Source organism: Pseudomonas sp. A-RE-19 (genome assembly GCF_019956555.1).
Taxonomy (GTDB): Bacteria; Pseudomonadota; Gammaproteobacteria; order Pseudomonadales; family Pseudomonadaceae; genus Aquipseudomonas.
This window is the reverse complement of the sequence record NZ_JAHBDQ010000055.1, coordinates 113,766-129,663: the sequence shown is the minus strand read 5'-3', so window position 1 is coordinate 129,663 and position 15,898 is coordinate 113,766. Positions and strand designations below refer to the sequence as shown.

Sequence of the window (15,898 nt, the reverse complement as noted above, 5' to 3'; positions counted from 1 at the left end):
AAAATCCGAAATTCAAAATCCGAAGATCAAAAGATCGCAGCCTTCGGCGGCGCAGTGTGGCCTATTCGCGGGCAAGCCCGCTCCCACAGATGTATCTGTCGTACGCAAATTCTGTGTTCGCTGAACATCTCTGTGGGAGCGGGCTTGCCCGCGAAGGCGTCAGCCCTGAGAAACACATGTACAGCCAACCAGGGATCAAATCCCAGTCAGAGCTGTTTTCGATTTTTCTCCAGGCGCAGAATGCCTGACGTTTTCTGTTGGAGCGAAGCTTGCTCGCGAAGGGGCCATCAATTTCAACATTGATGTAGGCTGACATACCGCTTTCGCGAGCAAGCTTCGCTCCTACAATCAACCGAGTCCGAACCCAAGGAAACCGTATGAGCCTGTCACTCCTGAGCCGCTACGCCTTCTTTGCCGTCTGTGTGATCTTCACCCTCGCCAGCCTGCCCTTTCTGCAGAACGACTGGCTCTGGCCGATCACCGCGGTCACCGGCGTCCTCAGCCTCGTAGGGCTGTTCGATCTGCTGCAAAGCCCTCACGCGGTGCGTCGTAATTATCCGATCCTCGGCAACATCCGTTATCTGGTGGAGGGCATTCGCCCGGAAATCCGCCAGTACCTGCTCGAATCCGACAGCGACGCCCTGCCCTTCTCCCGGGCCCAGCGCTCGCTGGTGTATTCGCGGGCCAAGAACGAGAGCGCCGACAAACCTTTCGGCACGCTGATCGACGTGTATCAGTCGGGTTTCGAATTCATCGGCCATTCCATGCGCCCGGCGCCGTTGAGCGACCCGAGCGGTTTCCGGGTGATGGTCGGCGGCCCGCAGTGCACCCAGCCGTACTCGGCGTCGGTGTTCAACATCTCGGCCATGAGCTTCGGCTCCCTCAGCGCCAACGCCATTCGCGCACTGAACCAGGGCGCCAAGCTCGGCAACTTCGCCCATGACACCGGTGAAGGCAGCATCAGCGCTTATCACCGGGAGAACGGCGGCGACCTGACCTGGGAACTGGGCAGCGGCTACTTCGGCTGCCGCACCGCCGATGGCCGCTTCGACCCGGAACGTTTCGCCGCCCAGGCACAGACTCCGCAAGTGCGGATGATTGAAATCAAGATGAGCCAAGGCGCCAAACCTGGCCACGGCGGCATTCTGCCCAAGCACAAAGTCACCAAGGAAATCGCCGAAACCCGCGGCATCCTGATGGGCGAAGACTGCATCTCACCGTCGCGCCACAGCGCGTTTTCCACGCCGATCGAACTGATGCACTTCATCGCGCAGCTGCGTGAATTGTCCGGCGGTAAACCGGTGGGCTTCAAGTTTTGCCTGGGCCACCCGTGGGAATTCATGGGCATCGCCAAGGCCATGCTGGAAACCGGCATCCTCCCGGACTTCATCGTGGTCGACGGCAAGGAAGGTGGCACCGGCGCCGCGCCCGTGGAGTTCACCGACCACATCGGCGTGCCGATGCGCGAGGGCCTGCTGTTCGTACACAACACACTGGTGGGTCTGAACCTGCGGGACAAAATCAAACTCGGCGCCAGCGGCAAGATCGTCAGCGCCTTCGACATCGCCAGCGTCCTGGCCATCGGTGCCGACTGGGCCAACTCGGCGCGCGGCTTCATGTTCGCCATCGGCTGCATCCAGTCGCAAAGCTGCCACACCAACAAATGCCCGACCGGTGTCGCCACCCAGGACACCCTGCGCCAACGCGCCCTCGTGGTTCCGGACAAGGCTCAACGCGTGTTCAACTTCCACCGCAATACGCTCAAAGCCCTGGCGGAAATGCTCGCGGCGGCTGGCCTCGATCATCCGTCGCAGTTGTCGGCCAAGCATCTGGTGCGGCGTATGTCGGCGACCGAAATCAAGTTGTTCTCGCAGTTGCATGTGTTTTTGAAACCGGGGGAATTACTGACCGGTGAGGTGAACGGCGAGTTTTATTCGCGGATGTGGCAGATGGCGCGGGCGGACAGTTTTGAGCCTAATGAAGCGGCCGCTGCGTAAGGAGTGATTGCGCGCCAGCTTCAGGGGAGGTTGGCGTTGTATCGAATGTGAACAGACGGGCTTCGACTTCCCCACCATCAAGGGTCACCGTTTGTTTCCATTGTTTTGGAAGCACCGTTGTATTTTCGGTCTGCTCTTTGTCTGTTACCCACCAAATCCTTCCGGCGTTCAGTTTCAATACCCCAACCTCATCGAAAAAGATCCATTTCAAATGTTGGGGTATGAGCGCATATCCGCCCTGATCGTTGCCCCGGACTTCATCCATGGATGACGCGATGTAAAACCTCGGTTGAATGCCTGTTGTGTTGTAGTACCAGAACGGCAAGTAGTACATCAAAGTATCGAACACTATCGTGTCATTCGGTCGGGCCTGCCTGTTGATCTCGGCTGCCAGTGTGTCAACCCTGAAATCTTTGCGTAGAGCCGTTCCATTCAGCCCATCTTCTTGACTGTAAACCGCACGCAGCCCCTGCAATTGTCCCATGACAAAAAACACCACGGCTACGGCAACTAGGAGAGGTCGTTGTCGGCCCCATGTATCCACAGCGACGGCACAAATCATGGGCAGCCCAACTGCTGCGAACACAAGGTATCGCGGAACAAAGACCGGAACGATTAAAGCCACTAGAAAGAGAACAATCAGAGGGATAAAAAAATAGTCGATCAACAACCTACTGAAACGTTGTTCACTTTGATCACTTAAAACAGCCGTTGCGGCACAACCAAGGATCAAGACCAGCGGCACTATGCGCCACCAGGAAGATTCAGCAACCCCATCATTCATCACGGTGAACTGCCAAACGATAGTTGCCACAGACTGCCAGGTCACAGGCGGTATCCACTCGAGTCCATTCATTCCAGTCATCTGATGTATGAAATGGGGTAGCCACGGCAAGTACAACAGGACGATTAAACTATTGACTCCAATCCACCAACGAACAGCGATTACCGTACCACTGGCACTGCGACGGCTGCACCACCAACAGTGCCAATGAACCAAAACACACAAGGCAGCGAAGTAATGCGTGTAGAACGCGGCCGTCATGAGCAGTACATAAATAAGCGGAAAACGTTTTTGCTCAGGTGCCTTGACCCAGCACACCAGCGCCACAGTAGCGCCCATCAGCCAAAAGCTGACCAAGGTGTACATCCGGACTTCCTGGCTGTAGCGAACCGAAATCGGTAGCAAGGCCAATAACAACGCAGCTATCCAAGTCGCCCTTCGCGTCGCCACCAGACTCATCAATTTTACGCAAAGCAACAGCGTGCCGACGTCTGCTAGTGCACTCAGCGACCGCACAGACAAAACGCCATTACCGAATAACAGCATCCAGTAATGCAGAAAGACATAGTAAAGAGGTGGATGCACGTCCCGTGCAGTAATGGTCCAGATCTGCCACGGAGTCTCCTTGGCAAGCAGCAGACTGAAGGCTTCGTCGTACCAGACAGACGGCACGGTGATAGCGTGAAATCGCACGATCAAAGCAAGGGTGATCACAGCGATCAAACCAGCCCCGTCAACAATCAGGTTCGAAGATCGATTCATCATTCAAATAATCCTATTCAAACGAGTCGACTCACCGTGTCGAGTGGCGCACGCCTCAATGCTTTTAATCACATACCTGGGCCGGTGTTTGGATTCCATGTAGATCCGTCCGATGTACTCCCCCAATATTCCGATCCCAATCAACTGCACGCCCCCTAGAAAGAGAATCGCGGTTATCAGGGACGGATAGCCTGGCACTTCATTTCCGTACAAAAGTTTGTCCAGCACCATATAAGCCGCATAGACCAACGCCAGCAGCGAGATGGCGCTGCCGACATAGCTCCACACACGCAACGGCACCGTACTGAATGAGGTAATCCCTTCCAGCGCCAGATTCCACAATTTCCATCCATTGAATTTGCTCTTGCCTGCCGATCGCGATGCACGGTCATACTCGATGACCACCGTTCTAAAACCGACCCAAGCCAGCACGCCTTTCATGAATAGCTGCTGTTCAGGCAGCGTCTTGATCACATCCACCACCTTGCGATCCATCAAACGAAAGTCGCCGACGTTTTCTTCAATCCAAGTAAAAGATATCCAGTTCAGCAGGTGATAAAACATCGCCGCGCAATGGCGTTTTATGTAGCTGTCGGACGAGCGATCCCGACGCTTGGCCAAGACCACTTCAGCGCCTTTTTTCCACTCCGCGATAAGCCGAGGAATGACGTCTATCGGGTCTTGCAAGTCCACATCCATGGGAATAACCACATCCCCACTGGCGTACTCCAGACCCGCGAATAACGCCGGTTCCTTGCCAAAATTACGAGAGAAGTTGATCAGCAATACATTACTGTCGACCAAAGCGATGGCTTGAGCGAGATCCGCCGTTCCATCAGTACTACCGTCGTTGATGAACACGATTTCTACCGGGTACTCGCGCAAGGACGGTTCCTGGCGTACAGCCTGATAGAAACGCCCGATCGCCTGCTCTTCATTGAATACCGGAACAATCAGTGAAATCTTCATGCCTCGCGCTCTCGAAACACAACAAACCGCCAAATAAAGAACCCGAAAAACAGACTCAACGATGAATACGACGCAACGGTCACCAGCCCATGGAACCGCCACACATCAGCAAAACGCCCGATGGCAAAACTCAATACGCCCATGAAGCCGACAAAGAGCAGGTATCCGAATACCGACACTCTTGCATCAAACGTATAAAGCGCATTCACGTAGAAAGAAAATGATGCGGCCACGCAAAACGCCGCAAAGTTACTGGCGGCCTGACTGAGTTCTGCCGCAGTGTTCAGCACGTAAAATATCTGCCAATGAATGAGCGTATTGGCGACGCCGACTACCGCGTAGGGGGTGAATCCTTTCCACAAGGCTTGCATATCAGCGCCTGCCACGTTTCCGTTTTCGTGACCTTTAAACTAAAAGCATGTCCTGCCAGGCGTCTACTGTCAGAAATAACAGGCTGAGCAATGTTCCAGACCAACGGTCATGTTAACGAAGGGGACCCACAATCACCTGACGCTCACCATTCTCCACGCCTGATGATGCGGTTGGGTGCCAATTCAGGCGTTGGTTCCAGGATGAACAAACGGGCTTCGCTGTCCCCTTCCTTTAACGTCAGCACTGGCTTCCACTGTTTGGGAAACAATGCGTCATGTTCAGGACGAGCGTTGCCCGTGACCCACCAGATCCGCTTGGCATTCAGTTTCAGGGTTGAAAAATCATCGAAGAGAATCGAGTCCAGAGGACGGGGAATGAGTGCCCAACCACCGTATTCGGCGGTTCCCCAAAGGGTGCCTGTCGGTGTTTTGAAGGCGTATAACCTCGGCTGAATACCGGTCGAGTTGTAGTACGTGAACGGCAAGTACCAATACAAGTTATCCACGATGATTTCGTCCCCCGGACGGACTTCGCGGCCAAGACCTGCGACCACGGCGTCCAGCCTTGCATCCTTGCGAATGCTTGTCCCGTTCATCTCATCCGTTTGCGCGTAAACTGCCGACAGCCCGTGTGCTTCCGCCAATAAAACAAAAACCATGGCGACAGCGGCAAGGGCGGCGTGGCGTTGGCTCCATGCGTCCAGCGCGAGCGCAACGATAAGCGGCAACGCGGCGGCAGCGAACACCAGGTATCTGGCGTTGAAAACCGGCACGATCAGCGACACCAGAAAAACGCTCAGCACCGGCACAAAGAAATAGCCCACCAGCAAGACACTGAAAGGTCGCTCATGCCGTGCCTTGAGCAGCACCGCAGCGGCGCAAACAACGATCATTACCCAAGGCAACGCACGCCACAAGAATGAATAACTGGCCGAGTCCCCCATCATCACCAGCTGCCAAACGAAGGTCAGCGCGGTTGGCCAGGTGAGCGGCGGTATCCACTCGAGCCCGTCCATCCGCAGCAATTGATCGATGAAATCGGGTAACCATGGCAGGTACAACACGACGATTGCACCGTTAGCCACTATCCACGCACGAACAGGTAATACCGAGCCCCGGACATTGGACACTCGCCAGCAAAAAAGCCAATGAACCAAAACGCACAGCGCGGCGAAGTAATGCGTATAGAAAGCGGCCGTCATCAGCAGCACATAAAGGATTGGATAACGCTTTTGATCCGGTGCCTTTACCCAACACACCAGCGCCACGGTCGCGCCCATCAGCCAGAAGCCGAGCAAGGTGTACATTCGCACTTCCTGGCTGTAGCGCACCGATATTGGAAGCAATGCCAACAGCAATGCCGCTATCCAGGTCGCCTTTCGCGTTGTCACCAGGCTCATCAATTTAATGCACAGCAACAGCGTGCCGACATCGGCCAGTGCACTCAGGGATCGCGCAGCCAACACGCCATTGCCGAACAGCAACATCCAAAAATGCAGCAAGACGTAGTAAAGCGGCGGATGAACATCCCGTGCCGTCGTAGCCCAGATATACGCAGGCGAGCCCTCGGCCAGCAGCAGGCTGTAGGCCTCGTCGTACCAGATGACCGGCACGGTGATGGCGTGAAACCTTGCGAACAACGCGATGGCTACCACCGCCACCAGACCTGCCGTGTCGGCCACCCGGGATGGAACATTTGTGGGAAGGATCATCGATGCGCTCACCGGCAGATCACCCTCGTTGCTCACCACTGAAGTTTGGTGATCGGGGCTGGCTCTTTCATGACGATGAAACCGTAATCGCCCAGCAGATAGATGTGGTAGAACTGGCTCTCCACCAGCGGTAGATAACCCTGGTAACCCATCAGAGTCGCGTTACGCCGTTCCCTCTCCACCTCCACGTTGGTGATGCCCACCTTCGGCAGGTTTTCGGCCAGCATGAAGAAGTTGATGTTCAGCAGATAATGCAAGACCGGCATCTGCTTGAACGAGCCCGCGGCCCCCACCAGCCAGTGATCGGAATAACTCACCGCCAGGTAAATGCGTTTGGCCTCGCGCAATGGCCGCTGAGCCGCAATGTCATGCCCCAGGGAAAATAACGCGCTGGTTGCGAAGGTGTTCTGCACCGTCAGCACGCGACCATAGGCATAAGACAACGACAGCATGGCCAGCAGAGGCACCGCCAACAGCAGCGGCAGCCGCTCATGGATGGGCGCCAGCGCCAGATGGCTCAAATAGAACAACAGCACCAGCAAGACCGCAAACCCCATCAAGGTTCTGGCGCCTTCATTGAAGTCGCGAAAAAACAGCGCAGCCCCCGACACCAGTAAAGTTACAACCGGCACCGTCAGCACGCACGCCAGGCCCATCACGATTTTTCTCAGCCCCGAGTCCTGGCGTTCAATCACGTTGCGGGCCAACCGTGCGCAGCCCACCAGGGCACATAACAGCAGCACGGCGAACACCCAAGTGAATCCACCGTGAAACAGCAGCGCGACTTTTTCCAGCACCCGGCCGATATTGATTTCAACTTGCAGCAAAGGCGCCGCCGCCCAGTTCAGCAACTGGGCGCGATCCAGATTCATGTACGGATAAGCCGTGACGCTGTAGATCAACCCGCCGAGCCCTGCCTGCGCGATTTTCCAGCCGATCAATTCGTACCATTGCGACCAGGCCCACTTGTCATTCGCGCCCCTGAGCAGTTCCAGACAACACAGCCCCAGAAACACATTGAGGCTCACCTGATAGAGCCCCAGCGCCAGTGCAATCAGGAAGGACGGCACCAGCCATTGCAAAATGCGCGAGGGATGACGAAAAGTGATTGCGTAGATCACCGCCACCAGACTCAAGGCATCGGCCGGCCCGTCGTATTGATAAGACAGGTTCTGCAAAAAAAACGGGTTGTACCAGAGTGGCAACAGCACCAGGCAGCGGGACAATGTCGGCTGGGGGTAGTAATGAAACGTCAGACTGGTCAACGCCGAGGCCATGGCCAGCGTGGCAATCAACAGCGGCAACGGAAAGATGTTCGGCGCGGCATGGCTGAAGGTCAGCACGTTGTAGAACAGCTCGGTGAACAACCGCCCCTGCCCCGCCCAGGCAGTACCGGCCGACAAGGAGCGCCAGTTGTCATCGATATAGGAGTAGTCCGCGAGGATCAGTGGAATGACATACACCAGCGTCGCGATCAGGAAAAACCGCCAGACCTGACGGCGCCCGAGTTCTCTGCTTAAAAAGTCGCTCAGTCTGCCCATGCTAAAGCCCGATACGGTCTTTGCCGCCAATGACGTCTTTGACTACATAACGGGGCCGGTGCTTGGCTTCGATATAGATACGGCCGATGTACTCACCGAGGATGCCGATGCCAATCAATTGGACACCGCCAAGAAACAGAATGGCCGTCATCAACGAGGGGTAACCGGGGACGTTGTTGCCGAAGAAAATCTTGTCCAGCACCATGTACACCGCGTACAGCACCGCGAAGATCGAAATGCCGCCACCGATGTAAGTCCACAATCGCAACGGCACGGTGCTGAACGAGGTAATGCCTTCCAGCGCCAGGTTCCACAGTTTCCAGCCATTGAACTTGCTGCTGCCCGCCACTCGCCGAGGCCGTTCGTACTCCACCACCGCCGTGGTGAACCCGGCCCAGGACAGAACACCTTTCATGAACAACTGATGCTCGGGAAGTGCGCGAATCACATTGACCACCTTGCGGTCCATGAGCCGGAAATCCCCGACGTTTTCTTCGATCCGGGTGTAGGAAATCCTGTTCAGCAAATGATAGAAAAGCGATGCGCTGTGTCGTTTCAAATAACTGTCACTGTCGCGATTCCGGCGTTTGGCGAGCACCACATCGGCACCCTTTTGCCACTCGGTAATCAACTGCGGGATGACGCTGATCGGATCCTGCAGGTCCACGTCCATGGGGATCACTGCATCGCCAGTGGCGTATTCCAGCCCGGCAAACAACGCCGGTTCCTTGCCGAAGTTGCGTGAGAAGTTGATCAGCAATACCTGTTCATCGACCTGTGCCAGCGCCTTGGCTTGCTCAGCCGTACGGTCGGTACTGCCGTCGTTGATGAACACGATCTCGACCTCACACGGGTCAAGTTTCAATTCGCGACGCACCGCCTGATAAAACAGACTGATCGCCTGCTCTTCATTGAATACCGGAACAATCAGCGAAACCTTCACATTTCACACTCCTGAGAAAACGAAGTGTAGATGTTCGACAGACGCCCATCAGGGATCGTTCTGGTGGGCGAGTTACCGGGCAGACCGACGGATACACCATTCAATGCGTTCGCTATAGGCATCTGAGACATTCGGTAATATCCGGTCTTTTGCAATTACCTGCGAATCACGCCACCCTGCGCGCCGCACCGCTCGCTCCTACCCAACAACCCCGTTCAAGAGCCCGCCGTCATGACGTTTGAACGCGATCACCGAATCGACTTTTTTCGCGGCCTGGCGCTGATCTTTATCTTCTGGGATCACGTGCCGCAAAACCCGCTCGCGCAGTTCACGGTGCGCAACTTTGGCTTCAGCGATGCGGCGGAGATTTTCGTGTTCCTGGCCGGGTACGCGGCCGTACTGGCCTACGGCAAAATCGCCCGGCGCGACGGGTTCGTGGTCGCCACGGTAAAGATCCTGCGACGCGCCTGGGTGCTTTATGTGGTGCATATCTTTTTGCTGGCGCTGCTGATGGGCATCGTGTTTTTCGCCAACAGCCATGTGCAAACCCGTGATCTGGTGCAGGAAATGGGCTTGCAGTATTTCCTCAGTCATCCGCAGCAGGCGTTGATGGATGAGCTGTTGCTGCGTTTTAAACCAAACCTGATGGACCCGTTGCCGCTGTATATTTTTTTGCTGCTCGGCCTGCCATTGGTGCTGCCGATGCTGCTGCGCAAGGCTGAATACGTGGTGGGGTTGTCGGTGGTCTTGTACCTGCTGGCGCCATGGTTTCAGTGGAACCTGGCGGGCACCGACGGGGGCGTGTGGTTTTTCAATCCGATGGCCTGGCAGCTGCTGTTTATTCTCGGGGGCGCGGCGGCGATTCATGGGCAAAGGCCTCGGGTGCCGCAACCCCGGCCGCTGGCTCGGCAGCCGGTTTTCATCGCCGCGCTGTTCTATTTGCTACTGACCGGGCTAATCGCGCTGTCGTGGAAATGGCCGACCGTGCATGACGCCTTCATGCCCCAACAGCTCGGCGAATGGCTCTATCCAATCAGCAAGACCAACCTCTCGCCGGTGCGTCTGCTGCACTTCCTCGCCCTCGCTTACGTCACCGCCAGGTTGTTGCCGAACACAGGCTGGACGCAACACTGGCTGGCGCAACAAAGCTGTCGCATGGGGCGTTATTCGTTGGAGGTGTTCTGCTTTGGCGTGTTGCTGGCGCCGTTGGCGGACATGCTCAACGCTTTGGGCGGGAACGCGCTGGTGATGCAGATATTCAGCGCATTGCTGGGGGTCGGGTTGATGGCGTTGCTGGGGGGCTGGCTGGATTTCAACAAGCGGTTGAATCGGCCGATATCCGTCGCAACCATTTAACGTCAAAAGATCGCAGCCTTCGGCAGCTCCTACGCCTACCGAGTACACCCGCAATATCGCGGATGTACACAAATCCCGTAGGAGCTGCCGAAGGCTGCGATCTTTTGATCTTGAAAATACAAAAGCCCCGATCATTCAGACCGGGGCTTTTGCATTTCTGGCATTACAACTTACGAAGCCGAACCCACCGCACCGTGCGACACAGTGGTCGGTTGCAACTTGAACACGTAGAACAACACCGTCAGCAGCACCAGGAAAGCCGGCCCGACATACAGCGCCACGCGAGTGTCCGGGAAGTACGCCATCAGGCCGACCACCAGCACCAAAAACGCTAGCGCCAGATACGAGCTGACCGGGTACAGCCACATGCGGTATTTGAGGCCGGCACGTTCGCTGGCGCTCAGGCCTTTGCGGAATTTGAGCTGGGCCAGCAGGATCATCACCCAGGTCCAGATCGCACCGAAGGTGGCAATCGAAGTGACCCAGACGAAGACCTTCTCAGGCACCAGATAGTTAAGCAGCACGCCCAACAGCAAAGCACCGATCGACAGCAACAGCGCGCGACGCGGCACGCCATTCGAGGTCTTGGCGAAAGCGGCCGGGGCCTGGCCGTTCTGCGCCAGGCTGTAGAGCATGCGCCCGGTGCTGAAGATGCCGCCGTTGCAGGACGACAGCGCGGCGGTGATCACCACGAAGTTGATGATGCCGGCGGCGGTCTTGATGCCCAGACGCTCGAAGGTCATCACGAACGGGCTGCCCTGGGTGCCGATTTCGTTCCATGGATAGATCGACAGGATCACGAACAAGGCGCCGACGTAGAACAGCAGAATCCGCCAGAACACCGAGCCGATCGCATTGGGGATGGTCTTCTGCGGGTTCTTCGCTTCACCGGCGGTCAGGCCGATCATCTCGACGCCGAGGTAGGCGAACATCACCATTTGCAGGGACATCAACACGCCTTGCACACCGTTGGGCATAAAGCCGCCGTGGGCCCAGAGATTGGAAATCCCCAGGGCTACACCGTCATTGCCGAAGCCGAACGCGATCACGCCGATGCCGCCGACCACCATCGCAATGATGGTGACGATTTTGATCAGGGCGAACCAGAATTCGAACTCACCGAAGGCTTTCACCGCGATCAGGTTGATCGAGCCCATGCTGACCAATGCGGCGAGTGCCCAGATCCAGCGCGGCACATCGGGGAACCAGACGCCCATGTACACCGCCACCGCGGTGATTTCGGCGACGCAGGTCACCAGCCACAGGAACCAGTAGTTCCAGCCGGTCAGAAAGCCCGCCAATGGGCCGAGGTAGTCTTGTGCATAACGGCTGAACGAACCGGCGACCGGGTTGTGCACCGCCATTTCGCCGAGGGCGCGCATGATCACCAGAATCGCCAGACCGCCGATGATGTAGGAAAGCATGATGGCCGGGCCGGCCATTTCGATGGCCTTGGCCGAACCCAGGAACAGGCCGACGCCGATACAGGCACCAAGCGCCATCAAGCGAATATGCCGTTCACCGAGTTCGCGTTTAAGCGGGCCGCCCTGAGCGGTCTCGCCGTGAGACAAGTGATTGTCGACTGGCATAGGGGTGCAACCTCATCTTGTTATTGGATATGACCGCCGAGCATCGAAGCGCTGACCGATAAACCAGCACTTGCGCGAAACCGGGCCTGCTTCATGGGCAGACGCGTCTTGCAGGACAAAACCTGCAAGATCAGCGGGGCATGCAGTATAAAAAGCTTCCGATAGGGTTTTTCACTCTATAAATCACAACATTCAGCCATAACTCTCGGCAAAAGCCCGGTTTACGGAGTGGCATTACCTGGCTTATGCAGGATTATTCGCAGATAAAACGGCGTTGAGTATTGCACAGCAATGGTGCATCGTCATGCCCAAAACCAGGCAATATTTATCTCTTTAATGCGTCTAGTTCGGCCATTTCAGACGACATCCCCCCTGTGGTGATGGAACTATTGTGGCGAGGGGGCTTGCCCCCGTTCGGCTGCGCAGCAGTCGTTAATCCGTTACACGCGGTATGCCCTGATACAGCACAGGCCTGCTGGTTTTTTAGGACTGCTGCGCAGTCCAACGGAGGCAACTCCCCTCGCCACAGCAAGTCCCTAACCACAGCAAACCCCATAACTACTGCAAGCGCCCTCGCCACAGAGAATGGTGCGTACCCGACATTTGGTTGTTCACAATTTTTTCACCAACGCCAACCACCGTCTAAGCTTCAGACAAGTCCGATCAATCTGCGTGAATGGATCAGTCGACTATGGGCGCTTTATGGCAATCCGATTCGAGTAAAACTGTGGTTCCGACTGAACGTGTGGATGAAGCGCCTTTACCTGAGAAACCCCGTCGTTCCCGACACGGCTGGGGGGCTTTCTGGTTACTGCTGCTGATTATCCTGATTGTCCTGGGCCTCGCCGCAGCCAAGGAAATGCGCACCTCCAGGTTTCAGGCCCGGGAAATCAGTAAATTTGCCGCCTCGCTGAAATACGAGCTCAAACCCGGCCCCAGCGACGCCATTCGTTACCCTGGTGCAGGCCCTTTCGATCAACGTCTGGGTTACAGCGCCCTCGACGAATTTCTGCCGCGCCTGCTCAAGCGCGATTACGTGGTGGTGGCACAAACCCGCTTTTCTCCAGCACTGATGAACTACAGCGACAAGGGCTTTTTCGTGCCCTATGCAGAGAAAATCCAGGCCGGGCTGTCGATCACCGATTGCCGCGCGGCACCGCTGTACCAGTTCAAATATCCACAACAACTCTATTCAAGCTTTGCGGCGATCCCTCCGGTGGTGGTCAACAGTTTGCTGTTCATCGAGAACCGCTTTCTGCTCGATCCCCACCAGCCCCTGGCCAACCCCGCCGTGGACTGGCCACGGTTCGGCATGGCGGCGTGGTCTCAGGTGTCCAAGCTGTTGCGCCTGCCTGGCCAGTCGGCGGGCGGCAGTACGTTGGCGACGCAACTTGAGAAATATCGACACTCACCCGAAGGCTTGACGGTGTCGGGCATGGAAAAGATCCGGCAAATGATTTCCGCCAGCGTGCGGGCCTATCAGGCGGGGCCGGAAACCCTCCAGGCCCGGCAAAATATAGTGCGTGACTACCTCAACAGTGTTCCGCTGTCAGCGGTACCGGGCCACGGTGAAGTGCATGGCATGGCCGAAGGCTTGCGCGTCTGGTACGGCGCCGACTTCAACAAGGCCAACGAACGGCTGGCCAGCCCCGACACGGATCCGAAAAGTCTGGCGGAAAAGGGCCTGGCCCTGCGTGAGATGCTGTCACTGATGATTGCTCAACGCCGCCCCTCCCATTATTTGACCAAGGGCCGTGATGAACTCGCCAGCCTCACCGACAGCCACATTCGCCTGCTGGCACAAAATAGTGTGATCGATGCGCCACTCGCATCGGCGGCATTGGCCAGCCAAGTGACTTACCGAGACTGGGCCACCCAGCCCACCATTCAGCCGATCGAAACCAACAAAGGCATCAGTGTGGCGCGCAGCCGTCTGGGTGGTTTGCTCAACCGTCCGCTGTATGACCTCGACCGCCTCGACCTGTCCGCCACCAGCACCCTGCAAGGCGAACTGCAAAGCCAGGCCACCGCCTACCTCAAGCATCTGGCGGACCCGGCCTATGCAGCGCAAATCGGCCTGATCGGCGAACACCTGCTCACACCCACCAGCACCACGCAAGTGCGCTACAGCTTCACCCTGTTCGAACTGACCCCGGACGGCTCGCGGGTACGGGTGCAGACCGACAGCACCGACCAGCCGTTCGACATCAATGAGGGCAGCAAGCTGGAACTGGGCTCCACGGCAAAAATGCGCGTGCTCACCTCCTACTTGCAAATCATCGCCGAGCTGCACGATAAATACGGGGCAATGACCGTCCCTGAACTGAAAAAAGTCGACATCCCGGACCAGGACCGCCTGAGCAGCTGGGCCGTCGATTACCTGATTCAGAACACCGACCGTGATCTGCCAAAAATGCTCGGTGCCGCTCTGGACCGTAAATACTCCGCCAGCCCCGGCGAAGCTTTTTTTACCGGTGGCGGGCTGCATGTTTTCCATAACTTTCGCAAGGAAGACAACGGCCGCATGCCGACCCTGCGCGATGCCATTCGTGAGTCGATCAACCTGCCATTCATTCGGCTGATGCGCGACCTGGTGCGCTACAGCACCTATTCGGGCCCTAACAGCAGTGCCGAATTGCTCAAGGACGACCAGGACCCACGCCGTCAGGAATACCTGGCTCAGTTCGCCGACCGCGAAGGCACTTCATTCCTGCTGAAGTTCTGGAAGAAATACCGCAACAAGGACACCCAGGCGCGGCTCGAGACCTTTCTCGACGGCATGCGCCCGACACCAATTCGCATGGCCGCGGTGCACCGTTATCTGCTGCCGCAGGCCAGTCAGGAAAGTTTCAACACCTTCGTGCGCTCGCACCTCAAAGGCGCCAAGCTCAATGAAAAACTGACCGACGAACGCCTCGAACGCCTCTACCTGAGCTACGGCCCCGGCGCCTACGACCTGCCGGATCAGGGCTTCATCGCCAAGGTTCACCCGCTGGATCTGTGGCTGATGGGTTACCTGCTGAATAACCCCGACGCCAAGTTCAGCCAGATCGTCAAAGCCAGCGAGTTCGAACGTCAGGAAGTCTACAGCTGGCTGTTCAAAAGCCGCCACAAAGGTGCCCGCGACAGCCGAATCCGCACCATGCTGGAGATCGAAGCGTTCCTGGACATTCACCAGCGCTGGCAGAAAGTCGGCTATCCGTTCGATCACCTGGTGCCCTCACTGGCCACCGCCATCGGCAGTTCCGGCGACCGTCCGGCAGCATTGGCGGAATTGATCGGCACCATCCTCAACGACGGTGTGCGCATGCCGACGCTGCGTATCGACAGCCTGCACTTTGCGGAAAATACACCGTATGAAACCAAGTTGATCAATGATCCGCACGTCGGCAAACGGGTCATGCCGTCCGAAGTCGCCACAGCCATGCGTGAAGCCTTGTCGCAAGTGGTGGATGCCGGCACGGCCAAACGGGTGTCCGGCAGTTTTGTATCGCCGGATGGCAAACCCTTGGCGATGGGCGGCAAAACCGGCACCGGGGACAACCGCATTGAAGCCATTGGTTCGGGCGGGCGAATTCTGAGTTCCAAATCCATCAACCGGACAGCGACGTTCGTGTTCTATATCGGCGATTCACACTTCGGCACTTTGACCGCGTTCGTGCCCGGACGCACGGCCGAAGCCTTCAAGTTCACTTCAGCGTTGCCCGTGCAGGTGCTCAAGGGCATGGCGCCGATTCTCACACCGTACCTGCAACCGGGAAGTGAAACACAGTGCCATCCGGTTCAAACAGCCCAAGTGGTGAACACAAACAGGTAACCCTTATTAAAAGAGGAAGTGCGGTAAGTATTTATTTTATACACCGCGATATTCAAT

At 56.8% G+C, this 15,898-nt stretch carries 10 protein-coding genes and 1 pseudogene; 4 read left to right on the top strand and 7 right to left on the bottom strand.

Annotated features, from left to right (window positions below):
* Positions 1–167: 167 nt before the first annotated feature.
* Positions 168–248, top strand: a pseudogene (locus tag KGB14_RS23825) (helix-turn-helix transcriptional regulator); the annotation flags it as partial.
* Between the two features lie 129 nt (positions 249–377).
* Entirely contained in the window at positions 378–1,997 is a 1,620-nt protein-coding gene (locus KGB14_RS23820) for an FMN-binding glutamate synthase family protein (RefSeq protein ID WP_223489080.1), read from the top strand.
* Here the strand turns inward: KGB14_RS23820 and KGB14_RS23815 are convergent.
* The 6 genes from KGB14_RS23815 to KGB14_RS23790 form a co-directional block, all read right to left on the bottom strand.
* Complete coding sequence (locus KGB14_RS23815) at positions 1,975–3,546, bottom strand: glycosyltransferase family 39 protein (RefSeq protein ID WP_223489079.1); 1,572 nt, start codon at positions 3,544–3,546, stop codon at positions 1,975–1,977. The genes KGB14_RS23820 and KGB14_RS23815 overlap by 23 nt on opposite strands.
* Entirely contained in the window at positions 3,547–4,512 is a 966-nt protein-coding gene (locus tag KGB14_RS23810) for a glycosyltransferase family 2 protein (RefSeq protein ID WP_223489078.1), read from the bottom strand.
* A complete protein-coding gene (locus tag KGB14_RS23805; protein ID WP_223489077.1) occupies positions 4,509–4,883 on the bottom strand; it encodes a GtrA family protein in 375 nt (124 codons plus the stop codon). Before KGB14_RS23805 ends, KGB14_RS23810 begins: the two co-directional genes overlap by 4 nt.
* Positions 4,884–5,026: 143 nt before the next feature.
* Positions 5,027–6,595, bottom strand: coding sequence for a glycosyltransferase family 39 protein (locus tag KGB14_RS23800; RefSeq protein ID WP_223489166.1), 1,569 nt, complete (start codon positions 6,593–6,595; stop codon positions 5,027–5,029).
* 32 nt (positions 6,596–6,627) lie between these two features.
* A complete protein-coding gene (locus tag KGB14_RS23795) occupies positions 6,628–8,136 on the bottom strand; it encodes a glucosyltransferase domain-containing protein (RefSeq protein ID WP_223489076.1) in 1,509 nt (502 codons plus the stop codon).
* A gap of 1 nt (position 8,137) precedes the next feature.
* Positions 8,138–9,079: a glycosyltransferase family 2 protein gene (locus KGB14_RS23790; RefSeq protein WP_223489075.1), complete on the bottom strand. Its 942-nt coding sequence runs from the start codon at positions 9,077–9,079 to the stop codon at positions 8,138–8,140.
* Between the two features lie 231 nt (positions 9,080–9,310).
* Between KGB14_RS23790 and KGB14_RS23785 the strand changes: the two genes are divergently transcribed.
* Positions 9,311–10,435: an OpgC family protein gene (locus tag KGB14_RS23785; protein ID WP_223489074.1), complete on the top strand. Its 1,125-nt coding sequence runs from the start codon at positions 9,311–9,313 to the stop codon at positions 10,433–10,435.
* Positions 10,436–10,605: 170 nt separating this feature from the next.
* On the opposite strand, the gene KGB14_RS23780 is transcribed toward KGB14_RS23785, so the two are convergent.
* Positions 10,606–12,024: an amino acid permease gene (locus tag KGB14_RS23780; RefSeq protein ID WP_223489073.1), complete on the bottom strand. Its 1,419-nt coding sequence runs from the start codon at positions 12,022–12,024 to the stop codon at positions 10,606–10,608.
* A 691-nt stretch (positions 12,025–12,715) separates the two neighbouring features.
* Between KGB14_RS23780 and KGB14_RS23775 the strand changes: the two genes are divergently transcribed.
* On the top strand, positions 12,716–15,841 hold the full coding sequence (locus KGB14_RS23775) for a transglycosylase domain-containing protein (protein ID WP_223489072.1): 3,126 nt from the start codon (positions 12,716–12,718) through the stop codon (positions 15,839–15,841).
* The last annotated feature ends 57 nt before the right edge of the window (positions 15,842–15,898 follow it).

Bases quoted from the DNA above. Each gene is read 5' to 3' on its own strand.
- KGB14_RS23820 (WP_223489080.1), top strand. From the start codon at position 378: ATGAGCCTGTCACTCCTGAGCCGCTACGCCTTCTTTGCCGTCTGTGTG.
- KGB14_RS23805 (WP_223489077.1), bottom strand. From the start codon at position 4,883: ATGCAAGCCTTGTGGAAAGGATTCACCCCCTACGCGGTAGTCGGCGTC.
- KGB14_RS23785 (WP_223489074.1), top strand. From the start codon at position 9,311: ATGACGTTTGAACGCGATCACCGAATCGACTTTTTTCGCGGCCTGGCG.
- KGB14_RS23775 (WP_223489072.1), top strand. From the start codon at position 12,716: ATGGGCGCTTTATGGCAATCCGATTCGAGTAAAACTGTGGTTCCGACT.
- KGB14_RS23810 (WP_223489078.1), bottom strand. From the start codon at position 4,512: ATGAAGATTTCACTGATTGTTCCGGTATTCAATGAAGAGCAGGCGATC.
- KGB14_RS23795 (WP_223489076.1), bottom strand. From the start codon at position 8,136: ATGGGCAGACTGAGCGACTTTTTAAGCAGAGAACTCGGGCGCCGTCAG.
- KGB14_RS23800 (WP_223489166.1), bottom strand. From the start codon at position 6,595: ATGATCCTTCCCACAAATGTTCCATCCCGGGTGGCCGACACGGCAGGT.
- KGB14_RS23815 (WP_223489079.1), bottom strand. From the start codon at position 3,546: ATGATGAATCGATCTTCGAACCTGATTGTTGACGGGGCTGGTTTGATC.
- KGB14_RS23780 (WP_223489073.1), bottom strand. From the start codon at position 12,024: ATGCCAGTCGACAATCACTTGTCTCACGGCGAGACCGCTCAGGGCGGC.